The 19,831-nt window shown below is 73.5% G+C and carries 16 protein-coding genes, 2 tRNA genes and 1 pseudogene; 5 read left to right on the top strand and 14 right to left on the bottom strand.

Annotated elements, in window-relative coordinates:
• The first annotated feature begins 12 nt into the window (after window positions 1–12).
• Window positions 13–1,662, top strand: coding sequence for an MDR family MFS transporter (locus ACEPPI_RS12105; RefSeq protein ID WP_373915228.1), 1,650 nt, complete (start codon window positions 13–15; stop codon window positions 1,660–1,662).
• A gap of 104 nt (window positions 1,663–1,766) precedes the next feature.
• Here ACEPPI_RS12105 and ACEPPI_RS12100 read toward each other — a convergent pair whose 3' ends face one another.
• The 9 genes from ACEPPI_RS12100 to ACEPPI_RS12060 form a co-directional block, all read right to left on the bottom strand.
• A complete protein-coding gene (locus ACEPPI_RS12100; RefSeq protein WP_266840475.1) occupies window positions 1,767–2,420 on the bottom strand; it encodes a TetR family transcriptional regulator in 654 nt (217 codons plus the stop codon).
• A 90-nt stretch (window positions 2,421–2,510) separates the two neighbouring features.
• Window positions 2,511–4,625: a glycosyltransferase family 39 protein gene (locus ACEPPI_RS12095; protein WP_373915227.1), complete on the bottom strand. Its 2,115-nt coding sequence runs from the start codon at window positions 4,623–4,625 to the stop codon at window positions 2,511–2,513.
• Window positions 4,622–5,992 carry a glycosyltransferase gene (locus tag ACEPPI_RS12090; protein ID WP_373915226.1) on the bottom strand — a complete coding sequence of 457 codons (1,371 nt, stop codon included), beginning with the start codon at window positions 5,990–5,992 and terminating at the stop codon, window positions 4,622–4,624. The genes ACEPPI_RS12095 and ACEPPI_RS12090 overlap by 4 nt, the downstream gene beginning before the upstream one ends.
• 25 nt (window positions 5,993–6,017) lie before the next feature.
• Window positions 6,018–7,544, bottom strand: coding sequence for a sensor histidine kinase (locus ACEPPI_RS12085; RefSeq protein ID WP_373915225.1), 1,527 nt, complete (start codon window positions 7,542–7,544; stop codon window positions 6,018–6,020).
• Window positions 7,544–8,311, bottom strand: a complete 768-nt coding sequence (locus ACEPPI_RS12080) for a response regulator transcription factor (protein ID WP_371677550.1) — start codon at window positions 8,309–8,311, stop codon at window positions 7,544–7,546. Before ACEPPI_RS12080 ends, ACEPPI_RS12085 begins: the two co-directional genes overlap by 1 nt.
• 69 nt (window positions 8,312–8,380) lie before the next feature.
• Window positions 8,381–9,274: an amidohydrolase family protein gene (locus tag ACEPPI_RS12075; RefSeq protein WP_373915224.1), complete on the bottom strand. Its 894-nt coding sequence runs from the start codon at window positions 9,272–9,274 to the stop codon at window positions 8,381–8,383.
• Window positions 9,258–9,596, bottom strand: a complete 339-nt coding sequence (locus tag ACEPPI_RS12070) for an antibiotic biosynthesis monooxygenase (protein WP_373915223.1) — start codon at window positions 9,594–9,596, stop codon at window positions 9,258–9,260. Before ACEPPI_RS12070 ends, ACEPPI_RS12075 begins: the two co-directional genes overlap by 17 nt.
• 104 nt (window positions 9,597–9,700) lie before the next feature.
• On the bottom strand, window positions 9,701–10,582 hold the full coding sequence (locus ACEPPI_RS12065; protein WP_373915222.1) for a DUF2797 domain-containing protein: 882 nt from the start codon (window positions 10,580–10,582) through the stop codon (window positions 9,701–9,703).
• A complete protein-coding gene (locus ACEPPI_RS12060; RefSeq protein WP_373915221.1) occupies window positions 10,579–11,013 on the bottom strand; it encodes an Lrp/AsnC family transcriptional regulator in 435 nt (144 codons plus the stop codon). Before ACEPPI_RS12060 ends, ACEPPI_RS12065 begins: the two co-directional genes overlap by 4 nt.
• 108 nt (window positions 11,014–11,121) lie before the next feature.
• Here ACEPPI_RS12060 and ACEPPI_RS12055 point away from each other — a divergent pair, with 108 nt between their 5' ends.
• Window positions 11,122–12,045 (top strand): SMP-30/gluconolactonase/LRE family protein, encoded by a 924-nt coding sequence (locus ACEPPI_RS12055; protein WP_373915220.1) that lies wholly within the window; start codon window positions 11,122–11,124, stop codon window positions 12,043–12,045.
• Window positions 12,046–12,116: 71 nt separating this feature from the next.
• On the opposite strand, the pseudogene ACEPPI_RS12050 reads toward ACEPPI_RS12055, so the two are convergent.
• From ACEPPI_RS12050 to ACEPPI_RS12040, 3 genes and pseudogenes are all read right to left on the bottom strand, one after another.
• Window positions 12,117–12,221, bottom strand: a pseudogene (locus tag ACEPPI_RS12050) (PH domain-containing protein); the annotation flags it as partial.
• Window positions 12,222–12,323: 102 nt separating this feature from the next.
• Window positions 12,324–12,396 (bottom strand) — tRNA-Arg (locus tag ACEPPI_RS12045).
• Between the two features lie 278 nt (window positions 12,397–12,674).
• Window positions 12,675–12,765, bottom strand: a tRNA-Ser gene (locus tag ACEPPI_RS12040).
• Window positions 12,766–12,942: 177 nt separating this feature from the next.
• On the opposite strand from ACEPPI_RS12040, the gene ACEPPI_RS12035 reads away from it, so the two are divergent.
• The 3 genes from ACEPPI_RS12035 to ACEPPI_RS12025 all read left to right on the top strand — a co-directional run bounded on the left by ACEPPI_RS12035 (window position 12,943) and on the right by ACEPPI_RS12025 (window position 17,460).
• Window positions 12,943–13,368, top strand: a complete 426-nt coding sequence (locus ACEPPI_RS12035; RefSeq protein ID WP_373915218.1) for an SSI family serine proteinase inhibitor — start codon at window positions 12,943–12,945, stop codon at window positions 13,366–13,368.
• A gap of 119 nt (window positions 13,369–13,487) precedes the next feature.
• Window positions 13,488–16,871 (top strand): PAS domain-containing protein, encoded by a 3,384-nt coding sequence (locus ACEPPI_RS12030; RefSeq protein ID WP_373915217.1) that lies wholly within the window; start codon window positions 13,488–13,490, stop codon window positions 16,869–16,871.
• A 13-nt stretch (window positions 16,872–16,884) separates the two neighbouring features.
• The gene (locus ACEPPI_RS12025; protein ID WP_371677559.1) at window positions 16,885–17,460 is read left to right on the top strand and encodes an antibiotic biosynthesis monooxygenase; all 576 of its coding nucleotides are present in this window, start codon (window positions 16,885–16,887) and stop codon (window positions 17,458–17,460) included.
• Here the strand turns inward: ACEPPI_RS12025 and ACEPPI_RS12020 are convergent, their stop codons facing one another.
• Window positions 17,461–19,110: a long-chain fatty acid--CoA ligase gene (locus ACEPPI_RS12020; RefSeq protein WP_373915216.1), complete on the bottom strand. Its 1,650-nt coding sequence runs from the start codon at window positions 19,108–19,110 to the stop codon at window positions 17,461–17,463.
• A 176-nt stretch (window positions 19,111–19,286) separates the two neighbouring features.
• Entirely contained in the window at window positions 19,287–19,820 is a 534-nt protein-coding gene (locus ACEPPI_RS12015) for a SigE family RNA polymerase sigma factor (protein WP_285538689.1), read from the bottom strand.
• Window positions 19,821–19,831 lie beyond the last annotated feature (11 nt).

Genomic DNA, 19,831 nt, shown 5'->3' with positions numbered 1-19,831 from the left:
CAAAGGAAACCCATGGCTACGACCACACCCCACGGTGTGCGGGGAGGCGGCCGGTCGGAGACCACGTCCGACGGCGCACCCATGACCCACGCCCAGATCATGAAGGCGCTGTCCGGGCTCATGCTCGGCATGTTCGTGGCGATCCTGTCCTCCACGATCGTCTCCAACGCCCTGCCCAAGATCATCAGCGATCTCGGCGGCACCCAGTCCTCCTACACCTGGGTCGTCACCGCCGCCCTGCTGTCGATGACGGCCGCGACCCCCCTCTGGGGCAAGCTCTCCGACCTCTTCAGCAAGAAGCTGCTCGTCCAGATATCCCTGGTCATCTACGTCCTCGGCTCCGTCGTGGCGGGCCTGTCCCAGAACACCGGCATGCTCATCGCCTGCCGCGTGGTCCAGGGCATCGGCGTCGGCGGCCTCTCCGCCCTCGCCCAGATCGTGATGGCCGCGATGATCTCCCCGCGCGAGCGCGGCCGCTACAGCGGCTACCTCGGCGCGGTCTTCGCCGTCGGCACCGTCGGCGGCCCGCTCCTCGGCGGCGTCATCACCGACACCGACTGGCTCGGCTGGCGCTGGTGCTTCTACGTCGGCGTGCCCTTCGCGGTCATCGCCCTGATCGTGCTCCAGCGGACCCTGCACCTCCCCGTGGTCCGCCGCCAGGTCAAGGTGGACTGGCTGGGCGCCACCCTCATCAGCGGCGCCGTGTCCCTGCTGCTGATCTGGGTCACCCAGGCCGGCACCTCGTACGACTGGATCTCCTGGCAGACCTGGGCGATGACCGGCGGCGCCGTGGCGCTGGGCCTGCTCTTCGTCCTCGTCGAGTCCCGCGCGAGCGACCCGATCATCCCGCTGCGGCTCTTCCGCAACAAGACCATCAGCCTGGCCGCGGCCGCCTCGCTCTTCGTCGGCATCGCGATGTTCTCCGGCACGGTCTTCTTCAGCCAGTACTTCCAGCTGGCCCGGGGCGAGTCCCCCACCATGTCGGGCATCCTGACCATCCCGATGATCGGCGGCCTCTTCGTCTCCTCGACCGTCTCCGGCCAGATCATCACCAAGACCGGCAAGTGGAAGGCCTGGCTGGTCTCCGGCGGCGTGCTGCTGAGCGCCGGCCTCGGCCTGCTGGGCACCCTGCGCCACGACACCGCCTACTGGCACATCGCGATCTTCATGGCGCTGACCGGCCTCGGCCTCGGCATGATGATGCAGAACCTGGTCCTCGCCACCCAGAACCAGGTGGCCCCCGAGGACCTCGGCTCCGCCAGCTCCGTCGTCACCTTCTTCCGCTCGCTCGGCGGCGCCGTGGGCGTCTCGGCGCTCGGTGCGGTCATGGCCAACCGGGTCACCCACTACGTCGAGGAGGGCCTGGCCGAGCTCGGACCGAAGGCCGCCGCCATGGGCCACGGCGGCACCGGCGGGGGCGGGATCCCCGACCTCGACAAGCTGCCCGCGCCGTTCCGCACGGTCATCGAGTCCGCGTACGGGCACGGCGTCGGCGACGTCTTCCTCTACGCCGCCCCGTTCGCGCTGCTCGCCCTGGTGCTGGTGGTCTTCATCAAGGAGGTCGCGCTGAAGTCGAGGCCGGCCGCCCACGCCCCGGCCGCCGAGGGCTCCACCGAGGTCCCGGCACAGGCCGGGGCGGCGGAGGCCGCGGCCCGGCAGTGACCACGAAGGGAGGCGGGGGGGGGGGGGGGGGGGCGGCCCCCCGCCCCCCCCCCCCCCCCCCCCCCCCCCCCCCCCCCCCCTCGCCGTGCGCCCGCCGGTCACCGTCACCGGGGTCGCAGGCCCGGGGCCCGGCCCCCGGCCTTGGCCTCGATCCCCGCGATCAGGACGTCGAGGGCCAGACCGAAGTCCGCGTCCGGCGCCCGGCGGACCGTACCCCCGCAGCCGCTCAGCCCACAGCCGTTCAGGAACTGGGACACCGCCAGATGCGCTCCCGTCCGGCCGGGGTCCACCAGGCCGGTGGCGTCCAGCAACCGCTGGAGCGCGGCGTCGAAGGCCCGTGCGTGCGGGCCGATGTTCGGATAGGCCACGCTCAGCGGGGCCACCCACGGATGCTCCGCCAGCAGCCGCCGGTACCCGCAGGCGAGGGTCCGCAGCCGTCCCGGCCAGGCCTCCCGCGGGGGCGGCCCGGCCGGCAGCCGCTGCTGGCCCAGTGCGCTGTCCAGAGCCAGTTCGAGCAGGTCGTGCTTGGTGTCCACGTACCAGTACAGGGACATGGCGGTGACCCCGAGTTCGGCGGCCAGGCGCCGCATGGAGAACCGGCCCAGGCCCTCGGCGTCGAGCAGGCGCACGGTGGCGGCCGTGATCCTGTCCCGGTCCAGCCCCGACGGTGCCTCGCTGCGGCGTCTGGCGGGTGCGGCGGGCCTGACGGCCAGCCACACACTGGTCCTGGTCCCGCCCGGATCGGCCTCGGTCGCCATGGAGGCACCCTCCTCGCCACAAGGGGATCAGCCCGGAATGCCCGGTCCGCCCTCTTGATGCTAGGGGGTCACCCCTCCGTGCAGGTGGGATCAGGACGCGCCGGTCGAGGGAGCCGTCAGGTCGTAGAAGGTGGCTCCGCCCACGGTGGTGGCCTTGAAGGCGCCCTTCACCCACTCCTCGATGGCGCTGCCCGCGGCCCCGCCCGGACCGCCGCCGCGGCCCGCCGTGCCGTCGCCGCGGGCGATGAACCAGTGGATCCTCCCGGCCTTCACGTACTCCTGGAACCGCTCCAGGGTCGGGGAGGGATCGCTGCCGTTGAAGCCGCCGACCGCCATCACGGGAACACCCGAGGCCAGCTGGTAGCTCGCCGCGTTCTGCGAGCCGATGGCCGCCGCCGCCCAGGTGTGGCGGGAGGCGTCGGCGCGCAGCGCGGCCGTGGCCTGCGCACCGACCCGGGTCCCGCCCAGCAGCCCGCCGGGACCGCCCTGGCCACCGGTCCCGCCCCGGCCGCCCCGGGCCTCCTGGCCACCGGGTCCGCCCTGCATCCCCGCGGCACCCGGCATCCGGCCCGGCCCGCCCTGCGGCATCCCCTGGGGCATTCCTTGCGGCATCCCCTGGGGCGTCCCCCGGGGCGGAGCCTCCCCGCCGGGGGCGAAGCGTCCCGGCATGCCGCCCGGTCCCCCGAACCCGCCCCGGCCGCCCGCCACCGCCGGACCCGCGGTCACGATGGAGCCCGTGTGGCCGGTGCCCACCGTGGTCAGGCAGTACGCGAACGGTCCCGCCAGCGCCGCGAGGAGCCCGACGGCCGCGGCCCCGAGCAGCGCCCGGCGCCCCAGCCGGGCCGCGAACGGCAGTGCGACGGCCGCCCCGAGGCCCGCGACCAGCACCGCCCAGCGCAACCAGGGCAGGTACCCGGCGGAGCGGCCGAGCAGGACGAAGGCCCACCACGCGGTCAGCGCGAGGGTCCCGGAGAGGGCGAGGGCGGCGGCGCGGCCGCCCCGCTCCTCCCACAGCACGGCCACGCCCATGCCGACGAGTGCCGCCACGAAGGGCGCGAGGGCGACGGTGTAGTACTCGTGGAAGATGCCCTGCATCCAGCTGAAGACCACGGCCGTGATCAGCAGGGAGCCGCCCCAGGCGAGGAAGGCCGCGCGGGCCATGCCCTCCAGGGTGTCCGTGGCCCGGGAGGCCCGCCAGGTGACGACCAGCCCGGCCACCAGCAGCACCAGGGCCGCGGGCAGCAGCCAGGAGATCTGGCCGCCGATGTTGCCCGAGAAGAGCCGGTCGATTCCGGTCTGCCCCCAGCCGCCCCCGCCGGGGCCGCCCGCGCCCGCTCCGCCGACGCTGCCCGTCTCGTTGCCGCTGATCCGGCCGAGTCCGTTGTAGCCGAAGGTCAGTTCCAGGAAGGAGTTGTGCTGCGAGCCGCCGATGTACGGGCGGGAGTCGGCGGGCCACCACTCCACCACGGCCACCCACCAGCCGCCGGCCACCAGCGCGGCCAGCCCCGCCAGCAGCAGCTGCCCCAGGCGCCGGCGCAGCCGCGTCGGCGCGCAGACGGCGTAGAGGACGGCGAGCGGCGGCAGGATCACGAACGCCTGGAGGGTCTTGGCCAGAAAGCCGAGGCCGACCGCGACGCCGGCCCAGAGCAGCCACCGGGTGTGCGCCCCTTCGAGGGCGCGCAGCACGCAGTACACGGTGACGGTCAGCAGCAGGGTGAGCAGCGCGTCGGGGTTGTTGAAGCGGAACATCAGCGCGGCCACGGGGGTCAGCGCGAAGGCGGCACCGCTCAGCAGGGCCGCCGCCGGACCGAACTGGCGGCGTACGGCGGCGTACAGCACGGCGGTGGTGGCGACGCCCATCAGGGCCTGTGGGACCAGGATCTGCCAGGCACCGAGCCCGAAGAGCCGTACCGACAGCGCCATCGGCCACAGGGCGGCCGGGGGCTTGTCGACGGTGATGGAGTTTGCGGCGTCGGAGGAGCCGAAGAAGAAGGCCTTCCAGCTCTCGGAGCCCGCCTGTACGGCGGCGGAGTAGAAGGAGTTGGCGTAGCCGGAGGCGCCCAGGTTCCAGAGCAGGAGCACGGTGGTGGCCAGCAGCAGGGCGGCGTACGCGGGCCGTTCCCAGCGGGGCCGGGTGGCCGCGCCGTGCGCGGTGGCGGGAACGGGGGCGGCGGGTGGGAAGAGCGGAAGCACGGCCGTGGTCACGGACCCTCCTCGGTCGTGGTGGGGATGGTGGGGACGGTGGGGTCGGCCGGCTTCCCGGGGGCTCCCGAGGGGCCCCGGCGGCCGTCGCACGGGCCCCGGCGGCCGTCGCACAGGCCCTGGCGGCCGTCGCGCGGTTCCGGGAAGACCCAGGCGCGGAACAGCAGGAACCGGAGCACGGTGGCGGCGAGGTTGGCCGTGATCAGCACGGCCAGCTCGGTGCCGTGGGCCGGCTCCGCGGTGGCCGCCCCGAGGGCGGCGAGGGACCCGCTGGTCAGGGCCAGCCCGATGGCGAACACCACGAGCCCCTGGGCCTGGTGGCGCACCGCACGGGCCCGCCCGCGCACCCCGAAGGTCAGCCGGCGGTTGGCGGCGGTGTTGGCGACGGCGCACAGCAGCAGCGCGGCGGCGTTCGCCCCCTGTGGTCCGGCCGCTTCCCGCAGCGCGGAGTAGAGCAGCAGGTAGAGCAGGGTGCTCAGCACGCCGACGGCGCAGAACCCGAGCAGCTGCCGGGCCAGTCCCCGCGGCACCCCCGGCAGGGCGCCGCGGTCGCGCGGGTCGTCTCCGAAGGGGCGGGCGAGCCGGTCGAGCGGCAGCGTCCCGACGGCCAGCGCCCGCCCCACCCGCCAGACCCCCTTGAGGTCCTCGGCGGCGGTGCGTACGAGGTGGACGCTGGAGTCGGGGTCGTCGACCCAGTCCACCGGCACCTCGTGGATCCGCAGCCCGGCCCGCTCCGCGAGCACCAGCAGCTCGGTGTCGAAGAACCAGCCGGAGTCCTCCACCAGCGGCAGCAGCCGCTCGGCCACCTCGCGCCGGATCGCCTTGAACCCGCACTGGGCGTCGCTGAAGCGGGCGGCGAGGGAGGAGCGCAGCAGCAGGTTGTAGGCCCGGGAGACGAACTCGCGTTTCGCTCCGCGCACCACCCGCGAGGAGCGGGCCAGCCGGGTGCCGATGGCCAGGTCGGAGTGGCCGGAGATCAGCGGGGCCACCAGCGGCAGCACCGCGTTCAGGTCCGTGGAGAGGTCCACGTCCATGTACGCGAGGACGGGCGCCTCCGACCGGCTCCACACGGTGCGCAGGGCGCGGCCGCGGCCCTTCTCCTCCAGCCGCGTGCTGCGCACCTCCGCGAGGCCGAGGGCGAGGCCGGCGGCGACCTCGGGGGTGCGGTCGGTGCTCGCGTTGTCGGCGACGGTGATGCGGAAGGGGTACGGGAAGGTGCGGGTGAGGTGGGCGTGCAGCCTGTGCACGCACGGGCCGAGGTCCTCCTCCTCGTTGAAGACCGGGATCACCACGTCGAGTACGGGCACGCCGGGCCGGAGCGCGAGGGGCGCCCGGGCCGGCAGGGCCCCTGGAGAGGCGTCGGTTGACATGCTCCGACCCTCGTGGGGCGCGCTGTCACCGCTGTGTGGTGAGCCTGTGCCCCGTCTGTGAGTCCCCTGCCGGGCCGGTGGCGAGCGGCAGCGCGACCTCGAAGGCGGTGCGGCCGGGCGCGCTGTGCACCTCGACCCGCCCGCCGTGCGCCGAGACGACGGCCTGCACGATGGCGAGGCCGAGGCCCGTGGAGCCGGCGGCGCGGGAGCGGGAGGCATCCCCTCGGGCGAAGCGCTCGAAGACGTGGGGCAGGAGCTCGGGCGGGATGCCGGGGCCGTCGTCCTCGACGCGGAGCCGGACGGCGGATGTTTCACGTGAAACACGGGCCGTGACGGTGGTGCCGGGCGGGGTGTGGGTGCGGGCGTTGGCGAGGAGGTTCACCAGGACCTGCTGGATCCGGGCCGCGTCGGCCCGTACGGGCGCGGGCTCGTCGGGCAGGGCCAGATGCCAGTGGTGGTCGGGGCCGGCGGCCCGCGCGTCGCTGACGGCGTCGATGACGAGGGGGGCCAGGTCGGTGTCGGCGGTGGACAGCGGGCGGCCCGCGTCGAGGCGGGCGAGCAGCAGGAGGTCCTCGACCAGACCGGTCATCCGGGTGGCCTCGGACTCGATCCGGCCCAGCGCGTGCCGGGTGTCGGGACCCGGCTCCTCACGTCCCCGGCGGGTCAGTTCGGCGTATCCCCGGATGGAGGCCAGCGGAGTGCGCAGCTCGTGGCTGGCGTCGGCGACGAACTGGCGGACCCGCATCTCGCTCTGCTGGCGGGCGGTGAGCGCGGAGGAGACGTGGCCCAGCATCCGGTTGAGGGCGGCGCCGACTTGGCCGACCTCGGTGCGGGGGTCGGCCTCGGCGTCGGGCACCCGCTCGTGCAGGTCGGGTTCGCCGCTGTGCAGGGGGAGTTCGGAGACCCGGGTGGCGGTGGCGGCGACCCGGCGCAGCGGGCGCAGGGCGACCCCGATCAGGGCCTGTCCGGCGAGGGATGCGGCGATCAGCCCGGCGAGGGTGACGGAGACCTCGACCCCGACGAGGGTGCCGACCGTACGGTCGACGTCGCGGAGCGGGATGGCGAGGACCAGGCTGCCGTCGGCGGCGCCGCGCACCCGGTAGCCGCCGAGTCCCGGCAGCTCCGCCTCCACCGGCCCGGGGCGGCCGTGGGCGGCTCGGCGGGCGGCGGCGAGGAGGGCCTGGGACTGGGCCTCGTCGAGGGGGCGGACGTGGTCGAGCGGGGAGCCGTCGCCGGAGGAGCTGAGCCCCGAGGCGAGGACCTTGCCGTCGGGGCCGAGGCGGATCCCCGCGGTGCCGTTCGGGTTTCCCGGGGCCAGGACGAAGCCGAGGCTGTTCTCGCGGGCCGCCTTCCCGGCGCCGGGGCCGCGGAAGGCCATGTCCAGGGAGACGCTCAGCTGCTCGTCGAGCCGGTCGACCAGGTACGAGCGCAGCGCGAGGGTGGTGACGGTGCCGATGGCCGCCCCCACGACGGCGATCAGTGCCACCGCCGAGACGACGAGCCGGGTCCGCAGGGACCAGCGGCGGCGGAGCAGGGGCGGGCGCAGGGTCACTACTCGGCCGGCTTGATCAGGTAGCCGGCACCGCGCCGGGTGTGGATCATCGGGGGCAGTCCGGTGCCGCCCTCCAGCTTCCGGCGCAGGTAGGAGATGTAGAGCTCGACGACGTTGGCCTGACCGCCGAAGTCGTAGGACCAGACCCGGTCCAGGATCTGCGCCTTGCTGAGCACCCGGCGCGGGTTGCGCATCAGGTAGCGCAGCAGCTCGAATTCGGTGGCCGTGAGGTGGACCTCCTGGCCTCCGCGCACCACCTCGTGGCTGTCCTCGTCGAGGCTCAGGTCCCCGACGGTCAGGACCGAGCCGCCCCGGGCCGCCTGGGCGGCGCCGGAGCGGCGGACCAGACCGCGCAGCCGGGCGACGACCTCCTCCAGGCTGAAGGGCTTGGTGACGTAGTCGTCGCCGCCCGCCGTCAGGCCGGCGATCCGGTCCTCGACGGAGTCCTTGGCGGTCAGGAACAGCACCGGGACCTGCGGGATCTCACGGCGCAGCCGGCCGAGGACGGCCAGCCCGTCCATGTCGGGGAGCATGATGTCGAGGACCACCACGTCGGGGCGGAACTCCCGCGCGGCCCGTACCGCGCCCGCTCCGTCGCCGGCGCTGCGGACCTCGCAGCCCTCGTAGCGCAGGGCCATGGACAGCAGCTCGGAGAGCGAGGCCTCGTCGTCGACGACGAGGACCCGGCAGGGTCCGCCGTCGGGCCGCACCAGGGCCGTCGGGGTGCCGGTGGACGTGGACGCGTGGGAGGTGGTCGTCGCAGTCATGACTTCACGTTGGGCGCCGCCTCTGAGAGCGTTCTTGCCCCTTCCTGTGAATCTCCTGAGAAACGCCGCTCAGGAAACGGGGGCCGGCGCGAGCCCGAACAGGCGGGCGCCGTTGTCGTGGCAGACGGCCCGCAGCCAGTCGTCGCCGAGGCCGAGGCGTTCGAGTGCCTGGAGCTGGTGCTCGTAGGGGTAGGGGATGTTCGGGAAGTCGGTGCCGAGCAGGATCCGGTCCCCGAGGTCCGCGAGCCGTCCGAGCTCCGCGGGCGGGAAACCGCTCAGCCGCTCGGAGAAGTCGGTGAAGACCATCGTGGTGTCGAGGAGGACCCCGGGGTGGCGGTCGGCCAGGTCCAGGAAGTCGACGTACTCGGGCATGCCCATGTGGGCGATGACCAGCCGCAGGCCGGGCGTGCGCTCCAGCAGCCGGCCGACGGGCCCCGGACCGGTGTACTTGGCCGCCACGGGGCCGGAGCCGCAGTGGATCACGGTCGGGATCCCGGCCTCGGCCAGCAGCCCCCACACCGAGTCCAGCCGCTCGTCGTTCGGGTCGTACCCGCCGACCTGGAGGTGCGCCTTGAAGACGCGAGCCCCGCCCTCCACGGCCCGCCGGACGTACGCCGCCGCGTCCTCCTCGGGGAAGAAGGTGGCGGTGTGCAGGCAGTCGGGGGTGCGGGCGGCGAAGTCCGCGGCCCAGGAGTTGAGCCAGGCGGCCATCGCGGGCTTGTGCGGGTAGAGCATGGAGGTGAAGGCCCGGACCCCGAACTCCCGCAGCAGCGCGACCCGCTGCTCCTCCTCGTGCCGGTAGGTGATGGGCCACGGGATCCCGGTGAGCGGGCCGAATCCGTCGAAGTAGTCCCAGACCTTGCTCAGGACCCGCTCGGGCATGAAGTGCGTGTGCACGTCGACCAGTCCGGGCAGTCCGAGCCGCTCGCGGAAGGCACGGAGCGCCTCAGCCGTTGCGGGCAAAGCCGTGGCTCCGCTCTACGGTCGCGACGTGCAGGGTGTAGCTCTCGTACCAGTGGGCGCGGCCCTGCTTCATCGCCGCCTGGTGTTCCATGTCCTCCCGCCACACCCCCAGGGACTCGTGGTCGCGGAAGTAGGCGACGGTGATCCCGAGGCCTCCGGGGGTGCGCGCGGACTCGTAGCCGAGGAAGCCGGGGTTGTCGGCGACGAGCTCGTTCATCCGGGCGTTGGTCTCGGGGTATCCGCTCTCGTCGGGGGTGCGGACGTTGCTGAATACGGCCATCACATAAGGCGGTTCGAACGCCTGCACGGGCTGGATGCTCATGCCCTCCACCCTCGGCGGACGGCCCCCGGCGTGTCCACCGCAAACGGCCCCGGAAGGCCAAAGGGATCCAAGTTTTGACCTTGTCCGCCGGGACGGCCCCCGCGTCAGAACAGGCCGTCCTGCGCGGCCGGGGGCACCACCGGGGGGATGTCCGCGAGCGGCACGTCGGTGACCGCCTCCGCGGGCGCCGCGGCCAGTTCCCAGCCGACCAGCAGCCGGGTGTCCAGCACGAGCCCGTCGGCGAAGTGCAGGTCCGGCCCGGCGGCGCCCACGAGCCGGCCCGCGACGGTCCCGCCCGGCACCAGTTCCGTGACCACCCGGGCCGGAGCGGGCAGACCGTCCGGCCAGAACACCCCGGCGTGGTCGGTGACCTCGCAGCCCACCCGTTCCAGGGAGTCGGGCCACCCGGGCAGCGCGGCGGCGCGGGCGTGCAGTTCGGCGACCTCCCGGGCCCGCTCGGGCCCGCCCGGCAACCGCGCCCGTACCGCGCGCTTGCGGGCGTACGCGATCCGGTCGGGCACCCCGAGGGCGGCGCGCAGCAGCTCCTCGGTCCGGCGCGCGGCCATCAGCGGGCCGCGCCCCAGCCAGGCCCAGGTGACCGCCCCCTGTTCCAGCAGCCGGACGGCCCCGCGCTCCTCGGCGGTGATGCCGACCTTGACCATCCCGGGCCCGAACCAGGCCAGGTACACCCGGTAGGTGCGCGGATCGGCGGCGTTGGTGTCGGCGGCCACCGAGAAGGACCGGTCGAGGCGGGCGCACTCGGGACACTGGGCCGATCCCGTGCGCCCGGGTACGGTCCGGGCCGCCGGGCACGGGGTCCGCTTGCCGGCCCGCCGCACCCCCGGGCAGCGCCGCTCGCCCCGCGCCTCGAAGGCCAGGGGACGCCCGTACCCGAGGGGGCCGGCGCGCTCCCGGCCGGCCGGGTCGCACCAGCCGATGGCGGGGCCGCCGCCGCTCCAGCGGATGCCCGTGCAGCGCCAGGTCACAGCGGGAGGGAGCGCTCGAAGAAGGTCTCCAGCACCACGGTGGCCTGGGTGCCGCTGACCCCTTCGATGGCGTAGAGGCGGCGCAGGACGTCCTGCAGCTGCCCGGTCGTGGCCGTGCGCACCTTGACCATGACGGACGCGCTGCCCGCGATGATGTGCGCCTCCTGGATCTCGGCGATGGCCTCGAAGGCCTCGCGCGAGTCCCCCATCCAGGCGCGGGAGTCGACCATGACGTAGGCGAGCACCCCGCTGCCGACCGCGGCCGGGTCCACGTCGACGGTCGTGCGCCGGATGACCCCGCGCTCGCGCAGTTTGCGCACCCGCTCGTGGGTGGCGCCGGCCGAAAGCCCGACGGCCGCGCCGAGGGCGGCGTAGGACTGGCCCGCGTCCTCCTGGAGGCGCCGGACGAGTGCCCGGTCGATGTCGTCCACGCGCTGTTCCTCCCCTGGGACCCGCAGCTCTTGCGAAGACGGTACCTGATCCTGCAATCTCACGATCACGCCGAACAAAATTCGGCTCATCACTCAATTGGGGGAATCATGTCAGGCATTGCCGACCTCGCCTTGTACGAGATCCTGGATGAACGTTTCCGTACCGGCCGCTGCGCCAACGGCGACCTGCGCCTGGAGCGGCTCCACGACGACTGCCGGTGGGCCGAGGGCCCGCTCTACCTGCCGGCCTGGCGCCAGCTGGTGTGGAGCGACATCCCCAACGACCGGATGCTGCGCTGGGACGAGGCCACCGGCGCGGTCTCCGTCTTCCGCTCCGCGGCCGGGCACTCCAACGGCAACACCCTGGACCGGGAAGGCCGCCTGATCACCTGTGAACAGGGCAACCGGCGCGTCACCCGCACCGAGCCCGACGGCCGGATCACCGTCATCGCCGACCGCTACGACGGCAAGCGGCTCAACAGCCCGAACGACGCGGTGGTCCGCTCCGACGGCTCGGTCTGGTTCTCCGACCCCGACTTCGGCATCACCAACGACTACGAGGGCCGGCGCGCACCGAGCGAGATCGGCGCCTGCAACCTCTACCGCGCCGACCCGGCCTCCGGCGAGGTCCGGCTCGTCGCGGACGGCTTCCTCGGCCCGAACGGCCTGGTCTTCTCCCCCGACGAGAGCGAGCTGTACGCGGCCGACACCCGCGCGGGCCACATCCGCGCCTTCAAGGTCGGCGACGACGGCACCCTCGGCGGGGACCGGGTCTTCACGGCCTGCCCCTCGGTGGACAACATCCGCTTCGACGACGAGGGCCGGCTCTGGGCGGCCGCGATGGAGTCGGGGGTGCACTGCTACGCGGCGGACGGCGACCTGATCGGCCGCCTGCGCGTCCCGGAACCCGTCTCGAACATCGCCTTCGGCGGCCCGAAGAACAACCGCCTCTTCATCACCGCCACCACCTCGCTCTACTCCCTGGTGATGTCGGTGACGGGCCTGCCCCGCGTCCTGCCCGCCCGGCCGTAGGGGGCCGTCGCGGTCGGCGCCGGGAGCCACCCGTCACCCGGACGGCCCCCGGCAGCCGCCCGCCGGGGCCAGCGGGCCACGAACTGCGTCAGGATCGCCTGCACCTCGTAGATGTCCACGCCCTTGGTGAAGGTCTTCTCGATCGGTGCCGCACTGCCCGATATCCAGATCTTCAGCCCTTCAAAGGTTCAAACGACCATCTGACCGCGAAAGCTGTCGACCGGGGTGTGAGGACAACGCAAGAGGCCCCCCGGTGAACCGGGGGGCCTCTTCGGCTGTGCACTCGGCAGGATTCGAACCTGCAACCTTCTGATCCGTAGTCAGATGCTCTATCCGTTAAGCTACGAGTGCTTGGGCTTCCCGGTGTTTTCCGCCCGGTTGGCCTTGCGAGAACAACAATACATGGACCTCGCCGGGACGCGAAATCCATTAGCCACATGGCATCTGACCTGCGAAAACGCCCCGGAAGAAGATCGTCCGCCCGGATCCTCGGCCGGTCTGGAGCCCGCCGGGTTACCCACCGGGGGCAGCCCGAAACCCCGAACCTCCGAGCCCGGCGGTACGGGCCCCGCGTCCGAGCCCTGAACGCACCGAAGCCCCGGTCCGTGAGGACCGGGGCTTCGTGAGTGCGGAGGCGGAGGGATTTGAACCCTCGATGGGGTGTAAGCCCCAAACCGCATTAGCAGTGCGGCGCCATAGACCGGACTAGGCGACGCCTCCAGCACACCCTCGCGTACGAAGGTGCGTGCAGATGATGACACAGCCGCGGGGCCGGTCACCAATCCGCTCCCACGGTACAAGGCGCCGGGCCCACAGGGCAAAGCCTTAAAACACGAAACGTCGGAGCGGGCGCGTCGTTGGTGAGGCGTACGACGTACGGACGACCTGGAGTGCCCCATGCTGCGTCTCGCCGCCTTCGCCGTCACCTCCGCCCTGGCCACCGCGGCCGTCGGCCCGCTGCCACCGCTGCCCCTCGGACGGCTGCTGGCGTCCCCCGACCGCCTCACCGTCGCCGTGTCCGACACCGGCAACCGCCGGATCGACGGCGAGTACCGGCTGGAATGCCGCCCGGCCGGCGGCGACCACCCCGAGGCCAAGGAGGCCTGCGACCGCCTGGAGCAGCTCTCCCGGGAGGGCAAGGACCCCTTCGCCGCCGAACCCGACCGCCGGCTCTGCACCTTCCAGGACGGCGGGCCCGCCAAGGCCCGCATCACGGGAACCTGGCACGGACGGAAGGTGGACAGCACGTTCCACCGGAAGAACGGATGCGACATCGCCCGTTGGAACGACCTGGAACCTGTGCTTCCGAGTGCGCGTTCCTGACCTGGGAGGATGCGGCGGATGCACGGTTTCCCCCGTCCATCCGCCACCTCGCCGCGGGACGGTGCCCTTAGACTCCTCCCGTGACATGCCGGTAGTCGTGGTCAGGGAGGAAGCTCGTCGTGAGCAGCAGGCCATCCCGAGGCGCTGCTCGCCTCGCAGCAATACTCGACGCGCTTCCGGACGCGCTGTTGCTCGTCAACGCCAACGGCACGGTCGTCAACGCGAATTCGATCGCCCTTGAGGTCATGGAGAGCCCCGGCACGGGTCTCGTCGGCCGTGGGGTGCTCGATCTCCTGCCGGAGTTCGACTCCAAGCTGATCCCCGGTTCGATGCGCCGTCCCGGTGACGACGAGGACGGCCGCGCCCGGCCCAAGCGGATGACCGCGCGCCGCACCGACGGCAGCGAGTTCCCCGTCGAGGTCACCAGCGCCCACCTCGACGGCCGTGACGCCTACCGCGAGCCCCAGCCCGCCTACACCGGCGACGAACTGCTGATGCTCGTCGTACGGGACCTCTCCGAGACCGTGGACACCGAGGCCGAGCTGGCCCGTTCCCAGCGGCAGACCGAGATGATCCTGCGCGCCGCCGCCGAAGGCGTCGTGGGCACGGACACCGACGGCCGGGTCGTCCTGGTCAACCCCGCCGCCGCGCAGATCCTCGGGTACCGCGCCACCGACCTCGGCAACCGCGAGCTCCACGGGCTGATCCAGCACTCGCGCGCCGACGGCTCCCCCTTCCCCTTCGACGAGTCCCCGCTCGCCGACACCCTGCGCAGCGGGCGCAAGCACCGGGTCCGCGGCCAGGTGCTGTGGAACAAGGCCGGCCAGCCCGTCGCCGTCGACATGACCACCTCGCCCGTCCGGGACGGGGAGCTGCTCGTCGGCGCCGTCATGACCTTCACCGACCGGCGCCCCTACGACGCCCTCGCCGCGCGCCACGCCCAGCTGACCGCCGTCCTCGGCGAGTCGCTGCGCGGCCCGCTGGAGGAGCTGCGCGGGGAACTGGCCACCCTGGCCGCCGACGACGCGGGACAGCTGTGGCCCGAGGCCAACCAGCTGCTGCACCATCTGGCCGCCGGCTACTCGCGCATGACCACCCTGGTGGACAACGTGCTCGGCTACCAGCGGCTGGACGCGGGCAGCGACAAGCTCAAGAAGAAGAACGTCCTGATCAACACGGTCGTCGCGGCCGGGATCGACGGGGCCGTCGAGCTGATCGGCCCCGGGCGGGTGCAGTTCGCCGTCCACGCGCCGACCATCGAGGCCGAGGTGGACGCGCAGCGGATCTCCACCGCCCTCGCGCACCTGGTCGCGGACGTCGCGGGCGTGGACGCCACCGGCAAGACCCCCCAGGGCAGCGGCTACACGGACTCCACGATCGTGGTGGCCGCCGCGCAGCGCGGCGACGTCGTACGGATCGAGGTGCGCGGCCCCTACGAGGGCGGCGACCCCGTGCACGAGCCGATCGTGCGGGGCGTCGTCGCCGCGCACGGCGGGGTCCTGCAGACGGTGGAGGTGCCGGGCGCGCCCGGCGGGGCGTTCGTACTCGAACTGCCGCTGGGTTCGGGAGCCGGGACGGTGACCCTGCCCGAACCGGAGCCGAAGCCGGAGCCGGACGCGGCCGACGGCCGCGAGGAGGCCTCCGGGGAGGGCGGACCCGGCCGGACCGGTGACCCCGCCGGACGGCGGGCCCGGCGCGGGGTGGACGCCTTCCTGGAGGACGACGGCGACCGGGAGGAGCCCTCCGGGGCCCGTGAGCCCGGGGGCGCGCTGGCGCTGCCGTCCGGGCGGCGCCGCGCCGACGGCAGCCCCGCCGAGGCCCCCTCCGGCCCCGCGGAACTCGCGCAGTCCCCGGTGAACCCGGCCGGGCTCGGCACCGGGCGCCGACGGGGCCGCGACGGCGATGGCAGCGAGACCCCGGGCGGGCTCGAACTGCCGGGCGCGGGGCGTCCCGTACCGCCGCAGGGCACCGCCATGCCGGCGCTGCCGCCGGTACCGGCCGTGCCTCCGGTTCCGGTGACCGAACATCCCGCCGGGCGCCGCCGGGCGCTGGGGACCGCCGCCGCGTCGGCGCGGCCCGGCACCGGTCCGGTGCCCGCCTCCGGGCTCGGGGCTCCCGTCGCGCAGCGGCCGGTCGCTCCCGAGGGCGGCTTCGCGCTGCCCGCGGGTCCGACTCCGGCCGGCCCTGCCGGCCCTCCCGCTTCTGCTTCCCCTTCTGCTTCCGCTTCCGCTTCCACTCCCGCGGCGGCGTCCCCCGGCTCCGGTGAGGCCGACGGGGACTCCGACGGCCCGGGCGGGCGTCGGGGCCGACGGGTGCTCGGCGCGCCCGGCGGCAGCGAGCCGCAGACCCCCGCCGCCACCGCGGACGAGGGCGGGGCCGTACCTCCGACCGGGCGTCGGCGTGCGCTGCCCGCGGCCCCCGCGTGGCCCGTTCCGGCGGCCGGGACCGCCCCCGAGGACACCGACGGCGCCGGCCGGCCCGCGGCCGTTCCCGCCGCCCGGCAGGCCGCTGACGCCCCGGCGGGCGCGGGGCAGCCGATCAGCGTGCGCGCGCTCGGCACCCTGGGCCAGGGCATCTCCGTGGACCCCTCCGCCTCGGGCACCGGTGGGTCCGGGTCCGGCCGTCGGCGCCGGCTCTCCGAACCGGCCCCCCAGGGACGCACCTTCGCCATAGGGGCCCCCGAGGCGGGCTCCGCCGAGGGGCCCGAGCCGCTGGACGGCCCCGGTGGCGCCGTCGAGGTGGTCAGCCGTCCCGTTCCGCTTCCCGTGGACGACGAGCTGCCGCCCGAGCCGCTGGACAACCCGCGCCGGCTGCTGGTGTGGCCCGCGCCGGACGCCCAGACGCAGCAGGCGCTCAGCGACCGCGGCTACCGCCCGGTGATCGTGCACTCCCGCGAGGAAGTGGACGCGCAGATCGCGGCGTTCCCCGCCGCGCTGTTCGTCGACCCGCTGACCGGGCCGATCACCCGGACCGCCCTGCAGTCCCTGCGCCAGGCCGCGGTGGCCGCCGAGGTGCCCGTACTCGTGACGGCCGGGCTGGGACACGCCACGCGGGAGGCCGCGTACGGCGCCGATCCGGCCGTGCTGCTGAAGGCCCTCGCGCCCCGCGACAGCGAGCAGCACCCTTCCCGGGTACTGCTCATCGAGGAGCACGAGGAGATCGCGACCGCGCTGACCGCAGCGCTGGAGCGGCGGGGCCTGCAGGTCGCGCGGGCCGGCGCGGACACCGACGCCGTGGAGCTGGCGACCCGAATGCGGCCCAACCTGGTGGTCATGGACCTGATGCAGGTGCGACGGCGGCGGGCCGGAATCGTCGACTGGCTGCGCGCCAACGGGCAGCTGAACCGCACCCCGCTGGTCGTCTACACGGCCACCGGGATCGAGCCGGACCAACTGCCGCGGCTGGCCTCCGGCGAGAGCGTGCTGTTCCTCGCCGAGCGGGCCACGACGGCCGACGTGCAGGGCCGCATCGTGGACCTGCTGGCCAAGATCGGGACCAACTAGTCATCCTGGTCCGATGGCCATCACCAGCACGTCCGAGCAGACCGTACCCGCCGACAACGGAGAGGTGAACCTGCTCATCGCGCGGCAGGTGGAGCCCGGGCACGAGGAGGCGTTCGAGGCCTGGGCCCACGGGATCCTGGAGACCGCCGCCGGTTTCCCGGACCACCTCGGGTACGGACTCTTCCGGCCCGCGGCGGAGGGCGGGCCCTGGTTCCTGGTGCACCGCTTCCGCAACCAGGCGGCGTTCCAGCGCTGGCAGGACTCCCCGGAGCGGGCGCAGTGGTTCTCGAACTGCCTCGGCCACCACCACACCGAGATAGCCCGGCGCGAGCTGCAGGGCATGGAGACCTGGTTCGCCAAGCCGGGTACGACCCGGCCCGCGCCGCCGCGCTGGAAGATGGTGATCAGCTCGGGGCTGGCCATCTTCCCGATCTCGCTCGCGGGCAACGCGGTGCTCGGGCCGTACCTGGTGGACGTGAACTTCGTGCTGCGGACCGCCGCCTTCGCGGTGGTCTTCAGCACCCTGATGACCTACGTGGCCATGCCCGCGGTCAGCAGGCTGCTGCGGCCCTGGCTCACGCGCGGCTGATCAGGCCAGGGTGGTGACGTCGAGGTCGCCGTCGGCGTACTGCTTGCGGATCACCTTCTTGTCGAACTTGCCGACGCTCGTCTTCGGTACCGCCTCCACGACCGTCCAGCGCTCCGGCAGCTGCCACTTGGCGATCGACTCGGAGAGGAAGGCGCGCAGTCCCGCGTAGTCCACCGTGGCGCCCTCCTTGAGGACCACCGTGGCCAGCGGGCGCTCGCCCCACTTCTCGTCCGGGACCGCGACGACGGCGGCCTCGGCCACCTCGGGGTGCGCCATCAGCGCGTTCTCCAGTTCCACGCTGGAGATCCACTCGCCGCCGGACTTGATGACGTCCTTGGCCCGGTCGGTCAGGGTGAGGAAGCCGTCGGGGCTGATCACACCGACGTCCCCGGTCTTGAGCCAGCCGTCGGCGCTGAACTTGTCGTCCGGGCGCAGGGGTTCCCCGGCCGCGCCACCGTAGTAGGTGCCCGCGATCCAGTTGCCGCGCACCTCCAGCTCGCCCGCTGCCTCCCCGTCCCAGGGCAGGCGGTCGCCTCCGGGGCCGATGAGGCGGGCCTCGACGCCCGCCGGGAAGCGGCCCTGGGTGACCCGGTACGGCCACTCCTCCTCGGCGCTCAGTCCGGCCGGCGGGTGCGCCATGGTGCCGAGCGGTGAGGTCTCCGTCATGCCCCAGGCGTGGCAGAGCCGTACGCCGAGCTTGTCGTAGGCCTCCATCAGGGAGGGCGGACAGGCTGCGCCGCCGATGGTGACCTGCCTCATCGAGGTCAGGTCGCGCGGGCGGGCGGTGACCTCGGCGAGCAGGCCCTGCCAGATGGTCGGGACGGCCGCGGCGTGCGTGGGCTTCTCCCGCTCGATCATCTCGGCGAGCGGGGCGGGCTGCAGGAACCGGTCCGGCATCAGCATGTTGATGCCGGTCATGAAGGTGGCGTGCGGCAGGCCCCAGGCGTTCACGTGGAACTGGGGGACCACGACGAGGCTGGTGTCCCGGTCGGTGAGGCCCATCGACTCGGCCATGTTGACCTGCATGGAGTGCAGGTAGATGGACCGGTGGGAGTAGAGGACGCCCTTGGGCTCCCCGGTGGTGCCGGAGGTATAGCACATGGCCGCGGCCTGGCGCTCGTCCAGCTCGGGCCAGTCGTAGTGGTCGGAGCGGCCCTCCAGGAGCTCCTCGTACTCGTGGACCCGTACGTCGAGTCCGTCGAGGGCGGAGCGGTCGCCGATACCCGTGACCACCACGTGCTCGACGGTCGGCAGGTGCGGCAGCAGGGGGGCCAGCAGCGGCAGCAGGGTGCCGTTGACCAGCACGACCCGGTCGGCGGCGTGGTTGACGATGAAGACCAGCTGCTCGGGCGGGAGCCGCAGGTTGAGCGTGTGCAGGACGGCGCCCATGGACGGGATCGCGAAGTACGCCTCCACGTGCTCCGCGTTGTTCCACATGAGGGTGGCGACCCGCTCGTCCTGCCGGACGCCGAGTTCGTCGCGGAGTGCGCCCGCGAGCCGGGTGGCGCGGACACCGATCTCGGCGAAGTTGCGGCGGTGCGGCTCGGCCTCCCCGGTCCAGGTCGTGACCTGGGACTTCCCGTGGATCGTCATCCCGTGCTGCAGTATGCGGGTGACGAGGAGTGGTACGTCCTGCATGGTGCTCAGCAAAGCGTCCTCCCGGTGAGCGCTGCGGCGCTGCGGCGGCTGTCGGATGCTGCCGATTCTGTGCACATACCGGTCGGCATGTCACTACCCGGAAGTACACCAGCGGGACGGATCACTGTCCGGGGCCGCGGGCGGATCGGTGTTTCACGTGAAACATCGCGGGGCCGGGCGGGTCGGGGTCAGCGGACCGGGGTCAGTTCCGGGTCCTCGCGGAGCTTGACGAGCGCGCGGGAGACGGCGCTCTTGACCGTTCCGACCGAGACCCCGAGGAGCTCCGCGGTCTGCGCCTCGCTGAGGTCCTCGTAGTAGCGCAGGACGACCATGGCCCGCTGCCGGTCGGGCAGCCGGGTCACCGCGCGCCACATCGCGTCGCGCAGCGCCTGGGCCTCGGCGGGGTCGGCGGCCGGCGGCTCCTCGACCTCCGGGATCTCGTCGCAGACGAACTCGTCGACCTTGCGCTTGCGCCACTGCGAGGTCCGGGTGTTGACCAGGGCCCGCCGGACGTAGCCGTCCAGGGCCCGGTGGTCCTCGATCCGGTCCCAGGCGACGTAGGTCTTGGCGAGGGCCGTCTGGAGCAGGTCCTCGGCATCGCAGGGATTGGCGGTGAGGGACCGCGCCGTGCGCATCAGGACCGTGCCGCGCGTCCGGACGTACGCCGAGAACGACGGGTACGGCGTCGGGTTCGAGGCGAGTGTGCACACAGGCGTGGTCATGACTCCACGCT

This window comes from Streptomyces sp. AB3(2024) (assembly GCF_041862025.1).
Lineage (GTDB): Bacteria > Actinomycetota > Actinomycetes > Streptomycetales > Streptomycetaceae > Streptomyces.
Note: the sequence above shows the minus strand (reverse complement) of the source record. Positions and strands in the feature narration are given on the sequence as shown.

Bases quoted from the DNA above. Each gene is read 5' to 3' on its own strand.
- ACEPPI_RS12105 (WP_373915228.1), top strand. From the start codon at position 13: ATGGCTACGACCACACCCCACGGTGTGCGGGGAGGCGGCCGGTCGGAG.
- ACEPPI_RS12100 (WP_266840475.1), bottom strand. From the start codon at position 2,420: ATGGCGACCGAGGCCGATCCGGGCGGGACCAGGACCAGTGTGTGGCTG.
- ACEPPI_RS12090 (WP_373915226.1), bottom strand. From the start codon at position 5,992: ATGTCAACCGACGCCTCTCCAGGGGCCCTGCCGGCCCGGGCGCCCCTC.
- ACEPPI_RS12080 (WP_371677550.1), bottom strand. From the start codon at position 8,311: ATGACTGCGACGACCACCTCCCACGCGTCCACGTCCACCGGCACCCCG.
- ACEPPI_RS12070 (WP_373915223.1), bottom strand. From the start codon at position 9,596: ATGAGCATCCAGCCCGTGCAGGCGTTCGAACCGCCTTATGTGATGGCC.
- ACEPPI_RS12055 (WP_373915220.1), top strand. From the start codon at position 11,122: ATGTCAGGCATTGCCGACCTCGCCTTGTACGAGATCCTGGATGAACGT.
- ACEPPI_RS12035 (WP_373915218.1), top strand. From the start codon at position 12,943: ATGCTGCGTCTCGCCGCCTTCGCCGTCACCTCCGCCCTGGCCACCGCG.
- ACEPPI_RS12025 (WP_371677559.1), top strand. From the start codon at position 16,885: ATGGCCATCACCAGCACGTCCGAGCAGACCGTACCCGCCGACAACGGA.
- ACEPPI_RS12015 (WP_285538689.1), bottom strand. From the start codon at position 19,820: ATGACCACGCCTGTGTGCACACTCGCCTCGAACCCGACGCCGTACCCG.